This window comes from Rhizobium sp. UGM030330-04 (assembly GCF_003208455.1).
GTDB classification, from domain to species: Bacteria; Pseudomonadota; Alphaproteobacteria; order Rhizobiales; family Rhizobiaceae; genus Agrobacterium; species Agrobacterium rhizogenes_A.
The window spans coordinates 244,614-264,989 of the sequence record NZ_QKML01000001.1 but is presented as its reverse complement, the minus strand read 5'-3'; the positions used below and the strand labels follow the sequence as shown (position 1 = coordinate 264,989).

The following is a 20,376-nucleotide window of genomic DNA, read 5'->3' as shown; positions in this document are numbered from 1 at the left end:
TAAGCATATGCGCTCCAGAAAAGGAGCGCAGAATGACGCCACAATCACTTGAGCTTTCAGGAATCGGCAAGGGCTTCGGGGCTGACGATGTTCTGAAGGAGATCGATCTCTCCATCCGTCCCGGTGAGTTTTTGTCCCTCGTCGGCATGTCGGGCTGTGGCAAGTCCACGCTCTTGCGCATCATCGCAGGGCTGGAAACCCCGGATCGCGGTTCGGTCTCGATCGGCGGGCAGGATGTCACGGAGATCGATCCGAGCGACCGCAATCTGGCGATGGTGTTCCAGTCCTATGCGCTTTATCCGCATATGAGCGTGCGGCAGAATATTGCGACGCCGCTCAGGATGCGGCGTCTGCCCTTTGCCGCGCGCCTGCCGCTGATCGGACGGCTGGCGGCGCCGGCCCAGGCGCTCCGTGAGATCGACGCCGCCGTGGAGCAGGCGGCCGAGACCCTGCAGATCGCGCATCTGCTGGATCGCAGGCCGGCGCAGCTTTCCGGCGGTCAGCGCCAGCGCGTGGCGCTCGCCCGGGCGCTGGTGCGCTCACCCGCCGCCTTCCTGATGGACGAGCCGCTCTCGAACCTCGACGCAAAGCTTCGCGCCCATATGCGCGAGGAGTTGGCCGGCCTGCACCGCCGGCTCGGCGCAACCTTCATCTACGTCACTCATGACCAGATCGAAGCAATGACCATGTCCGACCGGATCGCGCTGATGTCGGAAGGCCGTATCGAGCAGCTTGGCACGCCGGATGAGCTTTACCGGAAGCCTGCGACGCTGACGGTGGCGCGTTTTATCGGCACGCCTTCCATCAATCTGCTGCCGGTCGAAATCGGCACCGAAGGCAAGGTCACGGCCTTCGGACGCGATCTGGGCCTGGAAGCCTCGGGCCGCGATGCCGGCCCCGCAACGCTTGGTCTGCGCGCCGAGGATCTGCGTCCGGGTATGGAGGGTTTTGCGGTGCGCGTGGTCCGCAGCGAAACCCATGGCGCCGACCGTTTCGTCAGCTGCCGTCTGTTGAGCGACGAGACGGTGGCCATCACCCTGCGTCAGGGCGCGGGCGAGGCGCTTGGCGCCGATGCGAATGGCACGATGATTGTCGGTTTTGCGCCGGAACGTGCCCATCTTTTCGCTGCCGATGGGCTGCGTCGCAAAACGACCGTGCGTGAACGGGTGCCGGCATGACGGCCGTCGATGTTTCCACGGCTGCGCGCGCTAAATCCCGCCCGCGTCTGTCGAAGGCGGACCGGCGGATGATCTGGCGCGGCCTGATGTTCGCGGCGCCGGCAAGCCTGCTGCTGCTGGCCATTTATATTGTCCCGATGCTCGTTCTTGCCGGTTTTTCCGTCACCGATTATCAGCTCGGCGCGCTCACCACCCGTTTTGTCGGCCTCGGCAATTTCGTCAAGGCATTCCAGGACCCGGTTTTCCTGCGCGCGCTGACGAATACCGCCATCTATGCGGTCATCGTCATTCCTTTTGGCGTGTTTCTGGCGCTCGGCGTGGCGCTGCTCGTTTATAACCGTAAGCGCAGCCGCGCCTTCTGGGAAGTGGCCTATTTCCTTCCCGTCACCGCAACGCTCGTCGCCATGGCGACGGTGTGGCAGTTCCTGCTGCACCCTTCCCTCGGTCCGGTGAATGCGGCGATCAAATGGCTGGGTTTCGAACCCGTCGCCTTCCTCTCCAATCCCGTCCTCCTCATCCCCACCATGGCGCTGATCGGCATCTGGCAGGTCCTGGGCTTCAACATGGTGCTGTTCCTCGCCGGGCTTACCGCCATCTCGAAGGATCTGCACGAGGCGGCGCGGCTGGATGGCGCTAAGAACCCGATCGACCGGTTTCTGACGGTGACATGGCCGATGCTTGGGCCGACGACCATGTTCGTGGTGGTCACCACCTCCATCTCCGCCTTCAAGGTCTTCGAGACGGTCGCCGTTCTCACCAAGGGCCGCTTCGGGTCGGAAACCCTGCTGTTCGACCTCTATCTCGAAGGGTTTGAATATTCCAACACCGGTTATGCCGCCGCGCTGACGGTGATCTTCCTCGCAATCGTGCTGGTGCTTTCAATCGGCCAGACGCTGCATATGGACCGGAAGGTGCATTACTGATGGCCGCGCTCCGCAAATATCTTCCGCATCTTGTGCTGGCGCTCGGTGCTTTCGTGATGCTCCTGCCATTCTACTGGATGGTGCTGACCTCGATTCGTTCGCCGGCAGAGATATTCAACGTCTCGCTCTGGCCGATCCCCGAAAAATTCGACGCGGCCGAGAATTATGCCCGGGCAGCGGGACAGGTGCCGATGGGGCGCTTCATGCTGAACGGCGTCATTGTCTGCTTCGGTATCCTTGTCGTCCAGATACTGACATCGGTTCCGGCGGCCTATGCGCTGGCGAAGCTCCGGTTCCCGGGCCGCAAGCTGCTGCTGGGCCTCGTCATCGCGGCGCTCTGCGTGCCCATCCAGGCGCTGGCGCTGCCGCTTTTCGTGGGGCTGGCGAAGACAGAGCTCCTGAACACCTATTTCGCGATGATGATGCCGTTCTTCCTCTCGGTTTTCGCCATCTTCCTGTTCAACCAGTCCTTCCGCAGCTATCCGGATGAAATCATCGAGGCGGCACGCATGGATGGTTTCTCGGAAATGGAGATCTGCTGGGGCCTCGTCCTGCGCGGTTCGCTGCCTTCGCTTGCCGCTTTTTCGGTCTTCTCGCTCGTCGCCCACTGGAACGATCTCTACTGGCCGATGATCGTCATCTCCGACACCAATCTCGCCCCGCCGCCGCTTGGCATGATGTTCTTCGCCGATGTCGAATCCGGTGCGAATTACGGTGCGCTGATGGCGGGCGCCACACTGATTACCGCGCCGATGGTGCTGTGCTTCCTCCTCGCACGGCGGCACTTCATCGCCGGTATTACCATGACCGGCGTCAAGTGACGCCGTTCAGACTTCCTCCTCCCAACCTCTCTGGAGACTGACATGAAACTCAACCGACGCGCTGTGATGGGCGGTCTGGCTCTCGGCATGGCTTTTGCGGGCCTCGCTCAGCCGGTTCTGGCCAATGAAATCACGCTGAATGTTCTCTACAACCTGCCGGGCTTCACCAAGTTCCATCAGCCGCTGGCCGATGAATTCATGAAGAAGAACCCGGATGTGAAGATCAACTTCCTCGCTCCGGCAGCCGGTTACAACGAAGGCCAGCAGCAGGTTCTGCGCTCTGCCGTCACTGGCAATCTGCCCGACGTTTATTTCTCGGGCTACAACCTGACGGCGGAACTGGTTCACACGCTCGCACCGCGCAACCAGATCACCGATCTCGGCCCGTTCATTGCGGCTGAAGGCGGTCAGGCTTTCCTCGACAAGAACTACAGCCCGAAGATGGCCGCGCTCGGCCAGATCGACGGCAAGCAGTATGGCCTGCCGGTCAACGCTTCCTCGCCGATCATCTACATCAACGCCGACCTCGTCACCAAGGCTGGCGGCGACCCGGACAAGATGCCGACGACCTTCCCGGAACTCATTGCTCTCGCCAAGAAGATCAAGGCTCTCGATGCCAAGTTCGCCGGCATGAGCTACGACATCAATGGCTGGCCGGATGACTGGTTGTGGCAGGCGCTGGTGTTCGAACAGGGTGGCAAGCTCGTTGACGAAAAGACCAAGACCGTTGCTTTCGACAATGAGATCGGCCTCAACGCCCTGAAGATGGCTCGCCAGTTCGTCACCGAAGGTGGTCAGAACCTGCTCGACTGGGATCAGTCGCGCCAGCAGTTCGGTGCAGGCCTCACCGGCTTCATCTTCTCGACCCCGGCCCACGTCCAGACGATTCAGGGTCTGGTTGGCGACCGCTTCAAGCTGAAGACGGCGACCTTCCCGCTCGACAACAAGGAAAACGGCGGCGTGCCGACCGGCGGCAACTCTGCCGTGATCCTGACGCAGGACAAGGCCAAGCAGGATGCAGCCTGGAAATACCTGAAGTGGATCACCGGTCCGGAAGCGCAGAACACCATCGTTCGCATCACCGGCTACCTGCCGACCAACAAGCTGGCCACCGGCCCGGACTTCCTGGCACCCTATTATGCCGAGAACCCGAATGTGAAGACCGCTTCGCTTCAGGCCGATCGTTCGCTGCCCTGGGCTGGTTATCCGGGTGGTGATTCCGTCCGCATCTGGCGCACGCAGCGCGACATCATCGGCACCGTCATGCGCGGTGAGGTAACGCCGGAAGCCGGTCTCAAGCAGATCGTCGAGCAGACCAACGCCCTGCTGAAATAAGCAGAACTAACGAAAAGGCTGCGGGGAAATCCGTTCCCGCAGCCATTTTGCCCAGAAAGACCTGTTATGAAGATCATCCAGATCACCGATACCCATCTTCTGCCGCCGGGCATCGCGATAAACGGCGTCGACCCGGAAAAGCAGCTGCGCGCGGCAATCGCCGATATTATCGAAAAACACGCCGACGCCGATCTTCTTGTCATGACGGGCGATCTTTGCAACTACGGTGAGCCGGAGGCCTATGAGCTGCTGCGCGACATCCTCGCTCCGGTCTCCGTTCCCGTGCGGCTGATGCTTGGCAATCACGATCGCCGGCCTGAATTCGTGGCGGCCTTCCCCGAACAGCCGCGCGACGAAAACGGCTACATCCAGTCCTTCATCGATACGGATTTCGGCCGGCTGCTGTTTCTCGACAGCCACGAAGCCGACGTCATCGGTGGCATCTATGGTGCGGATCGTCTGGTGTGGCTGGAGGGCGCGCTGGAAAGCGCGGGCGAGTTGCCGGTAACGGTTTTCATCCACCACCCGCCGATGGATTGCGGCATCCGCCATTTCGAACATATCGGCATGCATGATGACGGTGCGCTCATGCGTTGCCTCACGGCCCATGCGGCCGGTGTGCGTCATATCATTTTTGGCCATATCCATGTGCCGATGGCGGGCACCACCGCCGAAGGCATAGCCTATAGCTCGGGTCAGGCCTGCGCCCACCGTTTCATCACCGATATCGATGTCCTGGATCCGCTGTGGACGGGCGGCAATCCCTGTTACCGCGTCATCACAACAGGCGCACTTGGCCTGCGCGCCTATGATGCGGAAGTGGGGCAGGTCGTGCTCGGGCAGGCACCTGTCTGCGTGGGCCCCTGATCACGGGCACTCCGGCCTGCGATGAGGCCGTCGCCTCATCGCCAGTTGCCGTTGAGGAGTTTCCGGCGGCAGGCACATGCCGATCATAAGCCGGCGTGGCGTTAAGATCGCACGGCCTGTCGCGCCGATGCGCCACTTGTGGTTTGTTGAACGGGATTTGATGCGCGAAGGCCATGGTTCCGTTCACACCCTTGATCTATGTCAGTTTCATCGATGAAGCTGCACGCCATAGTCGCCGAAGAGGTGGCCAGCCGAATGCCGTGCCATCGTGATGACAGATCATGGAGAAGTGCATGCTTGAAAAGCGTATTCGCAACGCGTCCCTCTTGAACAGGATTGTCAGCGCCGAAGAAGCCGCCAGTCTCATTCAGGACGGTATGACCGTCGGCATGAGCGGTTTTACGCGCGCTGGTGAAGCCAAGGCCGTGCCGCTGGCGCTGGCCGAGCGCGCCAAGTCGCATCCCATGAAGATCACCCTGATGACCGGCGCATCGCTTGGCAACGATCTCGACAAGACCATGGTCGAGGCCGGCATGCTGGCGCGGCGCATGCCGTTCCAGTCCGATCCCGCTTTGCGCAGGGCAATCAACGACGGCAAGGTGATGTTCATCGATCAGCATCTTTCCGAAACGGTGGAGCAGTTGCGTGGCGGTCAGATTCACGGGGTCGATATCGCCATTGTCGAGGCCGTGGCAATCACGGCGGAAGGCGGTATCGTCCCCACCACCTCGGTCGGTAATTCCGCAAGCTTCGCCATTCTGGCCGACAAGGTCATCGTTGAGATCAACCTGTCGCAACCCGAAGTGCTGGAGGGGCTGCACGACATCTTCATTCCCGCCAAACGCCCGACCCGCATGCCCATCCCCGTGGTGGCGACGGACAGCCGTGTCGGCCTGCCATTCATTCCGGTTCCGCCGGAAAAAATCGCTGCAATCGTGCTGAGCGACAAGAGCGACAGCTTTTCGACGGTGCTGCCGCCGGATGACGAAACCAAGGCGATTGCCGGCCATCTCACCGAATTTCTGCTGAACGAGGTTCGTCATGGCCGCATGACCCACGAACTCCAGCCACTCCAGGCCGGCATCGGCACCATCGCCAATGCGGTGATGCATGGTTTCATCGATACGCCGTTTCACGATCTCAAAATGTATTCGGAAGTCCTGCAGGATTCGACCTTCGAGCTTTTCGATGCCGGCAAGCTCACCTTCGCCTCCGGTTCGTCGATCACGCTCTCCTCCGCCATGAATGAACAGGTCATGCCGCGGCTGGCCGAGTACAAGAGCCGGCTGATCCTGCGGCCGCAGGAAGTCAGCAATCATCCGGAAGTCATCCGCCGCCTTGGCATCATCGGCATCAACACGGCGCTGGAATTCGATATTTACGGAAACGTCAACTCCACCCATGTCGGCGGAACGCACATGATGAACGGCATTGGCGGCTCGGGGGATTTCGCCCGCAACGCCTATATGTCGATCTTCGTCACCAAGTCGATTGCCAAGGGCGGGGCCATCTCCAGCGTCGTTCCGATGGTCAGCCATGTCGACCACACCGAACATGATGTCGATATTCTTGTCACCGAAACCGGGCTGGCCGACCTGCGCGGTCTCGCTCCACGCGAGCGAGCGGCCGTTATCATCGCAAATTGCGTGCATCCCAGCTATCGCGATGCGCTGACGGATTATTTTCAGCGGGCGGCGGCACGGGGCGGGCACACGCCACATCTCATCGAAGAGGCACTGTCCTGGCATAATGCGCTTCGGGAGAGAGGAACGATGTTGCCGCAGTAATAGGTCCCACGCTCTTGCCGTCCGCCGAGTTTCCGGCCTGTCGGCTGGCAATTGGGTCTGTTTGGACACACCGGGGCGGAAAGTGTCCGCTGCTCCGCTTTGGTTGCTGGCGCGGCAGTTCCGCCTCCGGTAGAAAATTCTCTCCCCTTGGCTGCTATCCGGCTGCCTCTGGGTTGTAGGAGAGTGATGTGATGCCCATTCGCTTCGTGGCCGTAATTGCGATTGTCGCCCTGCTCGCAGGCTGCGGTGGGCGTCCTATCGGGGTCATGACGCCGACGGGGCAGACCGTGGCGGGCACGACGCCGGTCAATCTTCTGGTTGCCACCACGCGTGCGCCATCGGAAAACACCGCCGTGCTTTTCGGCGGTGAGCGTGGAACGGGCCTGAAGGTCGATGCTGTCACCATTTCCATTCCGCCCAACGCCAACCGCAAGGTTGGGCAGGTGCAATGGCCGAAAAAACTGCCGCCGAACCCGCTGAAGGATTTCACCACGGTGGCGGTGGAGCCTATTCGTTCCGAAGCCGAAACCAGAAGCTGGATCGGTAAACATATCGCGAAGGACCGCCGCGTGCTGGTCTTCGTGCATGGTTTCAACAATCGCTACGAAGAATCCGTTTATCGCTTCGCCCAGATCGTCCATGATTCAGGCACGGATGTTGTGCCCGTCGTCTTCACCTGGCCTTCACGGGCAAGCATTTTCGACTATAATTACGACAAGGAAAGCACCAACTACTCCCGCGATGCGCTTGAAGAGATGCTGACACGCCTGGCTAAGGACAAGTCCATCGGCGAGGTCACGGTCATGGCGCATTCCATGGGTACCTGGCTTGCGGTGGAAGCGCTGCGCCAGATGGCCATTCGCAACGGCCGGGTCGATCCGAAGATCAGCAATGTCATTCTTGCCGCGCCGGATCTCGATGTGGACGTGTTCAGCCGGCAATTCGCAAGTCTTGGCAAGACGCCGCCGAAATTCACCCTTTTCGTCTCGCAGGATGACCGCGCACTCAGCCTGTCGCGCCGCATCTCCGGCAATGTCGACCGCCTTGGCCAGATCGATCCATCCGTCGAGCCTTATAGCAGCCAGCTGGAAAAGGCCGGCATCACCGTTCTCGATCTCACCAAGCTGCAATCCGGTGATCGCCTGAACCACGGTAAATTTGCCGAAAGCCCCGAGGTCGTCCGCCTGATCGGCGACCGCCTCATCGCCGGCCAGACGGTGACGGATTCCGATGTCGGTCTGGGTGAGGCGCTTGGCGCGGTCAGCATCGGCGCTGCGCAAACCGTCGGAACGGCGGCCAGCGTGGTGGTCAGCGCACCGATTGCAGTCTTTGATCCGCGCACGCGGGAAAATTACGGCCGGCAGGTGGAACGCCTCGGGCGCTCCATGGAGAATACCGTCGGATCGGTGGGCGATACGGCCGGTTCCGTGGTGGACGATCAGGCGCTGCAGTCGTCAAGGGTGAACTGCGATGCCGCCGCCAATCGAAACCGGGCGGAATGCCGTAACCGCTAAACTATGATGCGTGTGGAGGTGGCGAAAACGCGAAGCGTTTTTGTCATCACGCCCCGCAGATTTGTATACAGCTTGTATTTTTATCTGTATGGTTGGGCCAACAACCCAACTTCCGGAGTAAGACCCCATGCGTTGGAAACGCACCCTCCAGCTTCTCGATGTCCATTGCGAAGGCGAAATCGGCCGTGTCGTCACCGGCGGCGCGCCGAAAATCCCAGGCAACACGGTTGCTGAACAGCTTCACTGGATGAATACGGACCCGCAGGGGGAGGCGCTGCGCCGCTTCCTGACGCTTGAACCGCGCGGTACGCCGATGGGGTCGGTCAATCTTCTCCTGCCGCCGAAGCATCCGGATGCGCACGCTGCTTTCGTCATTCTCCAGCCAGATCAGGCGCATGCCAGCTCCGGCTCCAATTCCATCTGTGCCACCACGGCACTGCTGGAAAGCGGCATGGTGGAGATGCGGGAACCGGAAACCGTCATCATTCTGGAAACGGCCGCCGGCCTCGTCAAAGCGACGGCCACCTGCCATGACGGGCGCTGCGAAAAGGTCAAGCTGACCATGGTGCCGTCCTTCGTGCATGAGCTGGATGTCAGCATCGACACGCCCGAATGGGGCAGGGTGACGATGGACATTTCCTACGGCGGCATTTTTTACGCACTCGTTGATGTTCGCCAGATCGGTCTCACCATCGAGAAGGCCAATGCCGCGAAACTCGTTGCCGCCGGCATGACCCTGAAGGACCTCGTCAACCGTGAAATGACGGTCGTTCATCCGGAAATCCCTGCCATATCAGGCGTCGCTTATGTCATGTTCCGCGATGTGGATGCCGATGGCTCCATCCGCACCTGCACCACCATGTGGCCAGGCAGGGCGGATCGCTCCCCCTGTGGCACCGGCAATTCCGCCAATCTCGCCACGCTTTATGCGCGCGGCAAGGTGAAAGTGGGCGACGAATATAAATCCCGCTCGATCATCGGTTCGGAATTTGATGTCGGCCTTTCCGCCGTCACCGAAGTGGCGGGTCGTCCGGCCGTCATTCCCACCATTGCCGGGCGCGGCTTCACCTTCGGTCTGCACCAGGTGGGTCTCGATCCTTTCGACCCGTTGGCGGATGGTTTCGCCATGACCGATGTCTGGGGTCCGGAAGCGGGCAACATCTGAGACACGCTTTAAAAAAATGAAATTTACAGCCGCCCGATGACCTCTGGCGGCTGTTTTCCCGCGGCAAAAGATGCTAAGCGGGCGCAATTCCATCACGCTCCGAGGTATCCCGATGAAGTCGCTCACCCTGCGCCGCCCTGATGACTGGCACCTGCATCTTCGTGATGGCGCCATGCTGGAAGGGGTGATCGGGGATACGAGCCGCCATTTCGCCCGCGCCATCATCATGCCGAATCTGGTGCCGCCGGTCGTTACCACGGCCGATGCCCGCGCCTATCGCGAACGCATCGTCAAGGCGATCCCGGCGGGTGACCGCTTCGAGCCGCTGATGACCCTGTACCTCACCGAGGATACTGTTGCCGACGACGTGGAAGAGGGCAAAAAAAGCGGCCTCATCACCGCCGTAAAACTCTATCCCGCGGGTGCGACCACCAATTCCCATGGCGGCGTGCGCGATTTCAATAAGGCGATGCCGGTGCTGGAGCGCATGGCGAAGATTGGCCTGCCGCTTTGCGTGCATGGCGAGGTGACGACGCCGGAGGTCGATATTTTCGACCGCGAGAAGGTTTTCATCGATACGGTTCTGGAACCGCTGCGCCAGCGCCTGCCGGAACTGAAGGTGACGATGGAGCACATCACCACCCGCGACGGCGTGGACTATATCAAGTCGTCCAAGGCCAATCTGGCCGGCTCCATCACCACTCACCATCTCATCATCAACCGTAACGCCATTCTGGTCGGCGGTATCAAGCCGCATTATTATTGCCTGCCCGTCGCCAAGCGCGAAGAACACCGGCTGGCGCTGCGGGCTGCCGCGACTTCGGGTGATCCGCGCTTCTTCCTCGGTACTGATTCCGCCCCGCATGTCGATCCCGCCAAGGAATGCGCCTGCGGCTGCGCCGGTATCTATACCTCCATCAACACCATGAGCTGCCTTGCCCATGTCTTCGAGGACGAAAATGCCCTCGATAAACTGGAAGCCTTCGCCTCGCTGAATGGTCCCGCCTGGTATGGTCTCGCGCCGAATGAAGAGACGATCACGCTGGTCAAGCGTAACGAGGCGGTTTCCTTCCCCGAAAAGATCGAGACGGGCGTCGGGCCGGTGACGGTGTTCGACCCGATGTTCCCGCTCCACTGGGATGTAAGCTGATTTTTTAATGACCGCCGGCACTGCCGGCGGTTTTGTTATGGTCTTCAGGTATCCGCCCTCAAATCCGGTGCCGCCTGAGGATGCCTGCAACACTGAACCAAGACGTTGTGCTTTCCGCAAACCGATCCGGGTTTTCGGAGCGATAAACCAAGGCCGAAAAGGAGAACGCCTATGAACCATTTCACATTCACTGACCGCACTGTCGTCGCGGAACTGGTTGCGAAGATGTTGTGGGAAATCAAGGCGGTCCATTTCAATTCCGAAAGCCCTTATACTTTCGCTTCGGGCATGAAGAGCCCTGTCTATATCGACATGCGCAAGCTCATCTCCTTCCCGCGCATTCGCTCGGCGGCCATGGATTTCGCGGCGGCGGCTGTCATGCGCGAGGCCGGCTTCGAGAAGTTCGACTGTGTCGCCGGTGGTGAAACGGCGGGCATTCCCTTTGCCGCTTTCCTTGCCGAGCGCCTTGGCCTGCCGATGATCTATTGCCGCAAGAAGCCGAAAGGCCATGGCCGCAATGCCCAGATCGAAGGCCATATGCCTGAGGGTGCCCGCGTTCTCGTCATCGAGGATCTGACGACGGCCGGCGGTTCGATGTTCACCTTCATCGACGCCATCCGTGCGGCGGGCGGCATTGTCGATCATGGCATCGCGCTCTTCTATTACGGCATCTTCGAAGAGGCCGAAGCGCGCTTCGCCAATGGCAATGTCAAGCTGCATTATCTGACGACCTGGCGCGATGTTCTGGCGGTCGCACGGGCTGAAAAACTGTTCGATGAAAAGACGCTGTCGGGGGTTGAAGCCTTCCTCGATAATCCGCTGCCCTGGTCTGCCAAGCATGGCGGCGTCAGCGAATTGCCGCAATCTTAATTTCGGATGCGGCCAGTCGGCTTGTGGCTGGCCTTCCGATCGATCTTCGTCTAAATCGATTTAAGTTCATTTGATTTGCTGTTTTGAGGAGGACCGTAATGATCCTGTGTTGTGGTGAAGCCCTGATTGACATGCTGCCCCGGCAGACGACGCTGGGTGAGGCGGGTTTCGCCCCCTATGCAGGCGGAGCGGTCTTCAACACGGCAATTGCGCTGGGGCGTCTCGGCGTCCCCTCCGCCTTTTTCACCGGTCTTTCCGATGACATGATGGGCGATATCCTGCGGGAAACCCTGCGCGCCAGCAAGGTGGATTTCAGCTATTGCGCGACGCTGTCGCGGCCGACGACCATCGCCTTCGTCAAGCTGGTGGACGGCCACGCGACTTACGCTTTTTACGACGAGAACACCGCTGGCCGGATGATCACAGAGGCCGAGCTTCCGGCGCTGGGCGCCGATTGCGAAGCGTTGCATTTCGGCGCCATCAGCCTCATTCCCGAGCCCTGCGGCAGCACCTATGAGGCGCTGATGACGCGCGAGCATCAAAGCCGCGTCATCTCGCTCGATCCGAATATCCGCCCCGGCTTCATCAAGGACAAGCAGTCCCACATGGCCCGCATCCGCCGCATGGCCGCCATGTCGGATATCGTCAAGTTCTCGGATGAGGATCTGGCCTGGTTCGGTCTGGAAGGCGATGAGGATACGCTTGCCCGCCACTGGCTGCATCATGGCGCGAAACTGGTGGTCGTCACCCGCGGTGCCAAGGGGGCTGTGGGCTATACTGCCAATCTCAAGGTGGAAGTGGCCTCCGAGCGGGTCGAAGTCGTCGACACCGTCGGCGCGGGCGACACTTTCGATGCGGGCATCCTCGCTTCGCTTAAAATGCAGGGTATCCTCACGAAGGCGCAGGTTGCAGCGCTGACGGAAGAGCAGATCAGAAAGGCCTTGGCGCTGGGCGCGAAGGCGGCGGCAGTCACCGTCTCACGCGCTGGCGCGAATCCGCCATTTGCGCATGAAATCGGCCTTTGATGCGCGCGGTTGAACCATTTTGAAAAGGTGGCTCAACGCTCTCCCCGGTGCTAAAGCCGCAAAAAACCGGTATTTCGATATTATCACGCTTGTGTCAGCTGTTTTTTCACGAAACAAGCATCGCATGAGTGTTCCGAAGACCCATCCTTTTGATTTCGATCCGACCTATGGCATGCAGCGCGAGCAGTTGCTGGCCATTACCCCGCCCGATGCACCGCCGGGTTTCGATGATTTCTGGCGGAAGCGCTATCGCCGCGCGCTCGCCACGGATCCGCGGCCGGTGCTGCGCAGGAGCAGGCTCAGCCATCCGCGCTGGCATGTCCTCGATGTCAGCTACACCTCGACCGGCGGCTTCCGCATCGGCGGGTGGATGCTTCTTCCACGCGAAGGCCATGTGCGCCGCGGCCTCGTTGTCGGCCATGGTTATGGTGGGCGCTCTGAGCCAGATTTCGAAGTGCCGGTGGAAGAAACGGCAGTCCTGTTTCTCTGTTTTCGCGGTATCTCGTTAAGCGCCTGCCCGCCGATTTCTTCGGAATCAGCGCTTCATGTTCTCTACAATATCGACAGGAAAGACGATTACATCATCGGCGGCTGTGTCGATGATCTGTGGGTCGCCGTTTCCACGCTCGTGACGCTTTATCCCTGGCTGGAAGGGCAGGTGGGGTATAGCGGTATCAGTTTCGGCGGTGGCATCGGCGCTCTGGCAATACCTTTTGACGAGCGCATCGACCGTGGCCATCTGGTGGTGCCGACATTCGGGCACCGCCCGTTCTGGCTGACATTGCCCACCGTTGGCAGTGCGAATTCGGTTCAGTCATACCAGAAGGCGCATCCGAATGTGCTCGAGACCCTGCGCTTCTTCGATGCCGCCTGTGCCGCTGCCCGCATAAAAGTGCCAATGCTGGTTGCGCCGGCGCTCTTTGATCCGTCGGTGGCGCCGCCCTGCCAGTTCGCAGTGGCCAATGCGCTGCCGCAATCAAAATTTAATGAAATCTTCATCCTCGACGCCGGGCATTTCGATTACGCTGACAGCGCATCGCAAGATGCGGTCCATAAGGACAAGGTCAGACGGTTTTTCAAGGTGCCATGAAACGCGAATATCTCCGCTGGTATAGTCACAGGCTCCATCGCGATATGGAGCTCCTGATATTCGGTCATGCCGGCGCCAAGGTGCTGATGTTTCCCACCCGCGATGGGCGTTTCTTCGAATATGAGGAATTAGGCATCGTTGCGAGCCTTTCCGAAAAGCTGGAGGCCGGCCACCTCCAGCTTTATTGTATCGAGGGTCTGGCACGGGAAAGTTTTTACGCGGGCCACAACCATCCAGCCGAGCGTGTGCGCCGTCATGCAGCACTTGAGGCCTACATTCTCAATGAAGTGTTGCCGTTGATGGCCGAGAAGAATCCTAAGGGCAGCACCATTGTGCAGGGCTGCAGCCTCGGTGCCTTTCAGGCCGCCAGCCTCGTTTTCCGCCATCCGCATCTCTTCACCAAGCTCGTCGCCTTTTCCGGCCGCTACGACCTGACGATGAAGGTGGAGTCCTTCGGCGATCTGTTCGATGGTTATTATGATGACGACGTGTATTTCCACATGCCAAGCCACTTCCTGCCGGGCCTCTCATGCCCCTGGCGGCTCGATAGCCTGCGCCGCATCGACATGGTCTTCACCATCGGTGACGCCGACCCCTTTCTTAACAACAACCATCATCTGAGCCGTGTGCTCTCGGACAAGCAGGTGGGGCATCAGATGCATGTCTGGGAAGGCCGCGCGCACCGGGCGGGCGCATGGCGTAAAATGGCGGCACTTTATATTTGAAGGTCCGACAGCCTCAGGTGAGAAGAAATTCCATCAGCGCGTTTTGCGCGTGCAGAAGATAGGCCTTCGCGGCCCGGCTCTGGCAGGCCGGATGCACCATGGCGTCCGCCGTCACCTCCTGACCGCGCGCGACGGGCGGGCAGGGCAGGAAGATCGTATTCGGACGCATCCTGTCGAGAAGGGATGCGGATATGCGATAGTCGGTCAGGCCATGATCCTGTCCGCCAGGCCAGGAATCGGTAATGATCACATCCGCATCGAGCAATTCCCCGGGGTCTGAGCTTGCCCGGAAATTTGGGTTGAGGAGCGCGGGACCGGTGACATGCCACTGGTCGGGATAGACCTGCGTGACCTGGATGGGCAACGATATCGAGGCTTCGACCCATGAGCGCAGGATATTGGCATCCGGCGCTACGCCGACGATTTTAAGCCCGTCTATTTGGCCCCTTGCGCTTTTGATATAGGCAAGGTCGCCGAGGGTCTCGCACGGATGGTTGGATTTCGTTCGCGCATTGATGACCGGTGCGGTCATTTCCGCCGCGAGTGCGTGAAGGGTCGAAAGCTCTTTCGTGCGGACAACCAGCAGGTCGAACCAATTGTCGAGATAACCGGCAAGATCAGCGGTTTCTTCACGGCCATTGAAACCGATTGGAGCGGTGACACAAATCCCGCCCATGGCTTGAACACCGAGATCAAAGGCGGTGGTATTGCGCCAGCCGGTGTCGTCGACAATCAGCCCGATGTGTTTTCCCTTGAGCAGCTGCGGCATGGCGGCGTTTGACCAGCTTTCTGCCAGACTGCCCGCGCGCTCGATGATTGATAGCACCGCATCCGCTGGCAGATCGTGGAACTCCAGAAAATCCTTGCCGGGCCGGGATGGCATACACGCCTCCAATTTGGCATTCCATTGATGCCGGCCATTGATGCCGGCCATTGATGTCGGATTGAAAAAAGCCGGAAGTGTCCTTCCGGCTTTCCTGAGATCGTGGGTAGCCGGATATTACCCCGCCAGATTCGCCAGCGCCTTCACCAGCCCCTGCGTCGAGCTGTCATGGCCGGCGGCGCTTTCCTTGCCTTCCACGACAGGCAGCAGGCCGGTTGCCAGTTCCTTGCCAAGCTCCACGCCCCATTGGTCGAAGGAGTTGATGCGGAACAGCACGCCTTCCACGAAGACGCGGTGCTCGTAAAGCGCGATCAGGCGGCCGAGCGCAAACGGCGTCAGCTTGTCATAAACGAAGGTGATCGAGGGGCGGTTGCCGGTGAAGACGCGGTGCGGGGCGATAAAGTCGGCGAGCTTGTCTTCCATGCCCTTGGAGGTAAGCTGGGCCTTCGCTTCTGCCAGCGTCCGTCCCTTCATCAACGCTTCCGATTGCGCCAGGCAATTGGCGATGAGAAGCTGGTGCTGATGGCGCAGTGCGGGCTCGAAACCGTTGGCGGCGATCATGAATTCCGCCGGAATGACGCTCGTGCCCTGATGGATCAGCTGGTAGAAGGCGTGCTGGCCGTTGGTGCCGGGCTCGCCCCAGACGACCGGGCCAGACTGGTCTTCGACCGGCGTGCCGTCGATGGTGACGCCCTTGCCGTTCGATTCCATGTCGAGCTGCTGCAGATAGGCGGGGAAACGCGACAGCCGCTGGTCATAGGGCAGGATCGCCCGCGTCGGATAGTTCAGCACGTTACGGTTATAGAAGCCGATGAGGCCGAGCAGCATCGGCAGGTTTTCGCGGATCGGCGCTTCGCGGAAATGCCGGTCCATGGCATGCGCGCCACTCAGGAACTCGCCGAAATTATCCGGCCCGATGGCGATCATCAGCGGCAGGCCGATGGCCGACCAGATCGAATAACGGCCGCCGACCCAGTCCCAGAAACCGAAGATGCGGTCGCTTTCGATGCCGAAGGCGGCAACCTTGTCCAGCGCGGTGGAAACGGCGGCGAAATGATGCTTGACGGCGCCTTCACCCAGCTTCTCGGCGATGAAGCGGCGCGCGGTGGCGGCGTTCGTCATCGTCTCGATGGTGGTGAAAGTCTTCGAGGCAACGATAAAGAGCGAGGTCTCGGGGTCGATTAGCTTCAGCGTGTCGGCAATATGCGCGCCATCGATGTTGGACACGAAATGCGCGCGCGGGCCGTCATGGAAAGGTGCGAGCGCCAGCGTTGCCATGACAGGGCCGAGATCGGAACCGCCAATGCCGATATTGATGACATCGGTAATCTTCTTCCCGGTCGCGCCCTTGAGCGAGCCGGAACGGATCGCATCGGCAAACTTGCCCATGGCGGCGAGAACGCCGTTCACGTCAGGCATCACATCCTTGCCGTCCACAAGAACGGGCGTGTTGGAGCGGTTGCGCAGCGCGGTATGCAGCACGGCGCGGTCTTCGGTGAAGTTGATCGCCTTGCCGGAGAACATCTCCTCGCGCTTGGCCTCGACGCCGCCCTCGCGCGCCAGCTGTTCGAGAAGCGTCACGATCTCTTCGTTGACGGCGCATTTGGAATAATCCATCAGCAGGTCATCGAATTTCACGCTGAAACGGCTGAATCTCTTGTCATCGGCCGCAAAGGCGGCGCGAAGATCGGTTGCGGCTGTGCTGCTTGCCGTTGCTTTGAGTTTTTCGATGGTGGCCTGCATCATGTGCTCCTCGGCTTCCGTGGAAGGATGAGGAAACTATTCTTTTTCAGGCGGCCAAATCAAGGCGACTTTGAGAAAAGAAAAGAGCCGGTCGCCCGGCTCCATTCGCTCAGTTCAGATTGCGCAATTCACGCCGCAAAATCTTGCCGACATTCGATTTCGGCAGCTCGGTGCGGAACTCGATGATTTTCGGCCGCTTGTAGTTTGTCAGGCTCTTGGCACAGAAAGCCTTGAGCTCCGCTTCCGTGAGGGACTGGTCCTTCTTGACGACGAAAAGCTTCACGGTTTCGCCGGAATGTTCGTCCGGAACACCGATCGCGGCGCATTCCAGTACGCCGGGATGGCTGGCGGCCACTTCCTCGACCTCGTTTGGATAGACGTTGAAACCGGAGACCAGGATCATGTCCTTCTTGCGGTCGACGATCTTGGTGTAACCGCGCTCGTCCATGAAACCCATGTCGCCGGACCGGAAAAACCCGTCCTGTGTCATGACCTTGGCGGTCTCATCCGGCCTCTGCCAGTAACCGGCCATGACCTGCGGTCCGCGAATGCAGACTTCGCCGACTTCGCCCAGGGGCAGGCTGTTGCCGTCGTCGTCGCGAATGTCGATTTCCGTCGAGGAAAGGGGCAGGCCGATGGTGCCGCTGAATTCCGAGGTGTCCAGCCGGTTGACGGTCGCGACCGGCGAGGTCTCCGACAGCCCGTAACCTTCGGCGATCGGGCAGCCGACGACTGAAAGCCAGCGCTCCGCAACCGGCCTCTGCACGGCCATGCCGCCGCCGAGAACCAGAATGAGCGAGGACAGGTCGAGCTTGCGAAAATCCTCATTGTTCATCAACGCGTTGAAGAGTGTATTGATGCCGGGGAAAACATGCGGCTGGTAATGTGTCAGCTCTTTCACGAAACCGGGAATATCGCGCGGATTGGCGATCAGCAGGTTATGGCCGCCCAGCGCAATGCCCATCAGCGAGTTTACCGTCAGCGCGAAGATGTGGCACAGCGGCAGCGCGCAGATGAAGTTGAGAACCTCGGGACGATCCTTGCGGCTGTTGAAGGCGGCATCCAGCCACAGGCTGATCTGCGCCTTGTTGGCGAGAAGATTGGCGTGGGTGAGGATCGCGCCCTTGGAAATACCGGTGGTTCCACCCGTATATTGCAGGAATGCGATATCCTGTGCTGTGAGGCCGGCAGGCTTGAGGGAAAATCCCTGGCCTTCCTTCAGCACGGCCTTGAAGCTGATCGAGCCGGGGATCGCATAGGCGGGCACGAGCTTTTTCACCTTGCGGACCACGAGATTGACGATATGTCCCTTGAAACCGAGAAGATCACCCATGGACGCGACGACCACATCCCGGACGGCGCTTTTCGGCACGGCCTGCTGCGCCACATGGGCGAAGTTTTCCAGCACGAAAAGCACCTTTGCGCCGGAGTCCTTCAACTGGTGTTCCAGTTCGCGCGGTGTGTAGAGCGGATTGACGTTGACCACGACCATGCCTGCCCGCAGGATACCGTAAACCGCGACGGGATTTTGCAGGATGTTCGGCATCATCACGGCAACCCGGTCGCCTTTTTCCAGTCCCCTGGATTGCAGCCAGGCGGCGACGGCGCGGGTTTCAGTGTCAAGCTGCCGATAGGTCAGCGATTTCCCCATGCTGGAAAAGGCTTTGCGGTCGGCAAATTGCACGCAGCTCTTTTCGAGGAGATCGACAAGGGAAGCATTGCCCGAAGCAGGAATCTCGGAAGGGACGCCCGGCGGATAGGATGACAGCCAGCGTTTCTCGACGCTGACATTTTCCGCGTGTCCCAGGGACAGTTCACTCATGCTGCTCCTCCCAGAGTCTTTGTCGCGCCCGTGCATCCGGTGGAATGCATGAAGGCGCTTTCGGCTGCCTGATGGTCATGGGGTTCCCGCAATCAGCCGGCTTGTCTGCCGGATCGAAGAAACCACATGTGCGTCACCGGATCGACCGCTCCTCCTGCTCCCCGGTGACGAATGATAGACGCGGAATCCCTTGACGTCCATCATGTCGGCAAAGCCTATTTAACTCTAACGTAAACGTCAATATTGCTGTCCAACATCTCGCGGCCTCGTGAATGAAAACCGTGTTATTCGCGATTTTTTGACTTTAATCCTGATTTGAGCGATCAACATAATTCGCAAAGCAGGGCAGGATTGGAAATGGCAGGCAGCGCAGCGCTTGAACTGAAATCGGTTGGAAAAAGATTCGGCGATACCGATGTATTGTCCGATATCGACCTGGCCGTCGAAAGCGGCGAAATTATTTGCCTTGTGGGCCGCTCGGGCTGTGGAAAATCGACCCTGCTGCGCATTGTCGCGGGTGTGGAGACGCCGGATCACGGCAGCGTTTGCCTTAACGGTTCCGTTGTTGCCGGTTCGGCTGTCTTCGTCGAGCCGGAAAAACGCAATATTGGTTTCGTCTTTCAGGACTACGCGCTGTTCCCGCATCTCACCGTCGAACAGAATGTCCTGTTCGGCCTCAGGTCCCTGCCGAAGGCCGAGGCCCGCCGCCGTGCCGGGGAAATGATCGAGCATGTTCACCTGCAGGATCTGGCGAAGCGCTATCCGCATACGCTTTCGGGCGGTGAGCAGCAGCGAGTGGCCCTTGCCCGTGCCCTTGCCCCGCAGCCGGGGCTTTTGTTAATGGACGAGCCCTTTTCCAATCTCGACAGGGGCTTGCGTGACAATGTCCGCGAAGAGACGTTGGGTCTCCTGCGGCAACTGGGCACGACGGCGATCATGGTCACTCATGACCCGGAAGAGGCGCTGTCTGCAGGCGACCGCGTGGTTCTGATGCAGCGCGGCCGTATCGTGCAGAGCGGTACGGGCTATGAAATCCACGACAATCCCAAAACCCGCTACGCCGCCGATTTTTTCTGCGCCTTCAACAAGATCGAGGGCCGGGTAAGGCAGGGCCGCGTCGAAACGCCGCTCGGCCCCCTGGGGGATGCATCCGATCTGCCGGATGGCGCCGTCGCCGTCGCCTATGTCCGCCCCAATGCGATTTCGATCATCGAGGATGATGCCGCAAGAGAAGGAATCGCCGGCGAAATAGCGAGCCGTGTTTTCCTCGGCGAGATCGAACAACTCGGCATCGCCGTGCCCGGCCTTCCGGCCGACCTGCGCGTCAGGACGATGCAGCGCACGCCGGCCAAGACCAAGACCGTGCGTTTCGGCATCGATCCCAAGGGCGTGCTGATATTTACCTGAAGTTGAATGAGTAAATTTGCATGTTTATTTATGCTCCATTTTCAACTCTTGGTGATCAGGGCTGTCTGAAA

Annotated in this window: 17 protein-coding genes; 14 read left to right on the top strand and 3 right to left on the bottom strand. The window is 60.0% G+C overall.

The features are described 5' to 3' along the window. The first annotated feature begins 32 nt into the window (after positions 1-32). From N434_RS01295 to N434_RS01235, 13 genes are all read left to right on the top strand, one after another. The gene (locus N434_RS01295) at positions 33-1,178 is read left to right on the top strand and encodes an ABC transporter ATP-binding protein (protein ID WP_181423838.1); all 1,146 of its coding nucleotides are present in this window, start codon (positions 33-35) and stop codon (positions 1,176-1,178) included. Next, positions 1,175-2,101: a carbohydrate ABC transporter permease gene (locus tag N434_RS01290; protein WP_110755612.1), complete on the top strand. Its 927-nt coding sequence runs from the start codon at positions 1,175-1,177 to the stop codon at positions 2,099-2,101. The genes N434_RS01295 and N434_RS01290 overlap by 4 nt, the downstream gene beginning before the upstream one ends. Beyond that, positions 2,101-2,922: a carbohydrate ABC transporter permease gene (locus N434_RS01285; RefSeq protein WP_110755610.1), complete on the top strand. Its 822-nt coding sequence runs from the start codon at positions 2,101-2,103 to the stop codon at positions 2,920-2,922. Before N434_RS01290 ends, N434_RS01285 begins: the two co-directional genes overlap by 1 nt. Positions 2,923-2,964: 42 nt before the next feature. Beyond that, the gene (locus N434_RS01280) at positions 2,965-4,257 is read left to right on the top strand and encodes an ABC transporter substrate-binding protein (protein ID WP_110755608.1); all 1,293 of its coding nucleotides are present in this window, start codon (positions 2,965-2,967) and stop codon (positions 4,255-4,257) included. Positions 4,258-4,323: 66 nt separating this feature from the next. Beyond that, the gene (locus N434_RS01275) at positions 4,324-5,124 is read left to right on the top strand and encodes a phosphodiesterase (protein WP_110755607.1); all 801 of its coding nucleotides are present in this window, start codon (positions 4,324-4,326) and stop codon (positions 5,122-5,124) included. A 293-nt stretch (positions 5,125-5,417) separates the two neighbouring features. After that, on the top strand, positions 5,418-6,911 hold the full coding sequence (gene scpC, locus N434_RS01270; RefSeq protein WP_110755940.1) for a succinyl-CoA:acetate CoA-transferase ScpC: 1,494 nt from the start codon (positions 5,418-5,420) through the stop codon (positions 6,909-6,911). 191 nt (positions 6,912-7,102) lie between these two features. Beyond that, complete coding sequence (locus N434_RS01265) at positions 7,103-8,425, top strand: alpha/beta hydrolase (RefSeq protein WP_110755605.1); 1,323 nt, start codon at positions 7,103-7,105, stop codon at positions 8,423-8,425. A 127-nt stretch (positions 8,426-8,552) separates the two neighbouring features. Next, positions 8,553-9,590 (top strand): 4-hydroxyproline epimerase, encoded by a 1,038-nt coding sequence (locus N434_RS01260; protein ID WP_110755603.1) that lies wholly within the window; start codon positions 8,553-8,555, stop codon positions 9,588-9,590. A gap of 112 nt (positions 9,591-9,702) precedes the next feature. Further along, positions 9,703-10,740: a dihydroorotase gene (pyrC, locus tag N434_RS01255; protein ID WP_110755599.1), complete on the top strand. Its 1,038-nt coding sequence runs from the start codon at positions 9,703-9,705 to the stop codon at positions 10,738-10,740. A gap of 171 nt (positions 10,741-10,911) precedes the next feature. Next, on the top strand, positions 10,912-11,610 hold the full coding sequence (locus tag N434_RS01250) for an orotate phosphoribosyltransferase (RefSeq protein WP_006310650.1): 699 nt from the start codon (positions 10,912-10,914) through the stop codon (positions 11,608-11,610). Between the two features lie 98 nt (positions 11,611-11,708). Beyond that, positions 11,709-12,635, top strand: coding sequence for a carbohydrate kinase family protein (locus N434_RS01245; RefSeq protein ID WP_110755598.1), 927 nt, complete (start codon positions 11,709-11,711; stop codon positions 12,633-12,635). Between the two features lie 124 nt (positions 12,636-12,759). Continuing rightward, a complete protein-coding gene (locus N434_RS01240; protein ID WP_110755595.1) occupies positions 12,760-13,725 on the top strand; it encodes an acetylxylan esterase in 966 nt (321 codons plus the stop codon). Further along, positions 13,722-14,450: an esterase family protein gene (locus N434_RS01235; protein WP_110755593.1), complete on the top strand. Its 729-nt coding sequence runs from the start codon at positions 13,722-13,724 to the stop codon at positions 14,448-14,450. Before N434_RS01240 ends, N434_RS01235 begins: the two co-directional genes overlap by 4 nt. A gap of 13 nt (positions 14,451-14,463) precedes the next feature. Here the strand turns inward: N434_RS01235 and N434_RS01230 are convergent, their stop codons facing one another. The 3 genes from N434_RS01230 to N434_RS01220 all read right to left on the bottom strand — a co-directional run bounded on the left by N434_RS01230 (position 14,464) and on the right by N434_RS01220 (position 18,898). Then, positions 14,464-15,333 carry a Rossmann-fold NAD(P)-binding domain-containing protein gene (locus N434_RS01230; RefSeq protein ID WP_110755938.1) on the bottom strand — a complete coding sequence of 290 codons (870 nt, stop codon included), beginning with the start codon at positions 15,331-15,333 and terminating at the stop codon, positions 14,464-14,466. 117 nt (positions 15,334-15,450) lie between these two features. Next, positions 15,451-17,076: a glucose-6-phosphate isomerase gene (gene pgi / locus N434_RS01225; protein WP_110755936.1), complete on the bottom strand. Its 1,626-nt coding sequence runs from the start codon at positions 17,074-17,076 to the stop codon at positions 15,451-15,453. Between the two features lie 109 nt (positions 17,077-17,185). After that, complete coding sequence (locus N434_RS01220; protein ID WP_110755591.1) at positions 17,186-18,898, bottom strand: long-chain fatty acid--CoA ligase; 1,713 nt, start codon at positions 18,896-18,898, stop codon at positions 17,186-17,188. Between the two features lie 357 nt (positions 18,899-19,255). Between N434_RS01220 and N434_RS01215 the strand changes: the two genes are divergently transcribed. Next, positions 19,256-20,305 carry an ABC transporter ATP-binding protein gene (locus tag N434_RS01215; protein WP_110755589.1) on the top strand — a complete coding sequence of 350 codons (1,050 nt, stop codon included), beginning with the start codon at positions 19,256-19,258 and terminating at the stop codon, positions 20,303-20,305. The last annotated feature ends 71 nt before the right edge of the window (positions 20,306-20,376 follow it).

What these genes read in the sequence shown, in the direction of transcription:
- N434_RS01295 (WP_181423838.1), top strand. Translation starts at nt 33, where the DNA reads ATGACGCCACAATCACTTGAGCTTTCAGGAATCGGCAAGGGCTTCGGG.
- N434_RS01290 (WP_110755612.1), top strand. Translation starts at nt 1,175, where the DNA reads ATGACGGCCGTCGATGTTTCCACGGCTGCGCGCGCTAAATCCCGCCCG.
- N434_RS01285 (WP_110755610.1), top strand. Translation starts at nt 2,101, where the DNA reads ATGGCCGCGCTCCGCAAATATCTTCCGCATCTTGTGCTGGCGCTCGGT.
- N434_RS01280 (WP_110755608.1), top strand. Translation starts at nt 2,965, where the DNA reads ATGAAACTCAACCGACGCGCTGTGATGGGCGGTCTGGCTCTCGGCATG.
- N434_RS01275 (WP_110755607.1), top strand. Translation starts at nt 4,324, where the DNA reads ATGAAGATCATCCAGATCACCGATACCCATCTTCTGCCGCCGGGCATC.
- scpC (WP_110755940.1), top strand. Translation starts at nt 5,418, where the DNA reads ATGCTTGAAAAGCGTATTCGCAACGCGTCCCTCTTGAACAGGATTGTC.
- N434_RS01265 (WP_110755605.1), top strand. Translation starts at nt 7,103, where the DNA reads ATGCCCATTCGCTTCGTGGCCGTAATTGCGATTGTCGCCCTGCTCGCA.
- N434_RS01260 (WP_110755603.1), top strand. Translation starts at nt 8,553, where the DNA reads ATGCGTTGGAAACGCACCCTCCAGCTTCTCGATGTCCATTGCGAAGGC.
- pyrC (WP_110755599.1), top strand. Translation starts at nt 9,703, where the DNA reads ATGAAGTCGCTCACCCTGCGCCGCCCTGATGACTGGCACCTGCATCTT.
- N434_RS01250 (WP_006310650.1), top strand. Translation starts at nt 10,912, where the DNA reads ATGAACCATTTCACATTCACTGACCGCACTGTCGTCGCGGAACTGGTT.
- N434_RS01245 (WP_110755598.1), top strand. Translation starts at nt 11,709, where the DNA reads ATGATCCTGTGTTGTGGTGAAGCCCTGATTGACATGCTGCCCCGGCAG.
- N434_RS01240 (WP_110755595.1), top strand. Translation starts at nt 12,760, where the DNA reads ATGAGTGTTCCGAAGACCCATCCTTTTGATTTCGATCCGACCTATGGC.
- N434_RS01235 (WP_110755593.1), top strand. Translation starts at nt 13,722, where the DNA reads ATGAAACGCGAATATCTCCGCTGGTATAGTCACAGGCTCCATCGCGAT.
- N434_RS01230 (WP_110755938.1), bottom strand. Translation starts at nt 15,333, where the DNA reads ATGCCATCCCGGCCCGGCAAGGATTTTCTGGAGTTCCACGATCTGCCA.
- pgi (WP_110755936.1), bottom strand. Translation starts at nt 17,076, where the DNA reads ATGCAGGCCACCATCGAAAAACTCAAAGCAACGGCAAGCAGCACAGCC.
- N434_RS01220 (WP_110755591.1), bottom strand. Translation starts at nt 18,898, where the DNA reads ATGAGTGAACTGTCCCTGGGACACGCGGAAAATGTCAGCGTCGAGAAA.
- N434_RS01215 (WP_110755589.1), top strand. Translation starts at nt 19,256, where the DNA reads ATGGCAGGCAGCGCAGCGCTTGAACTGAAATCGGTTGGAAAAAGATTC.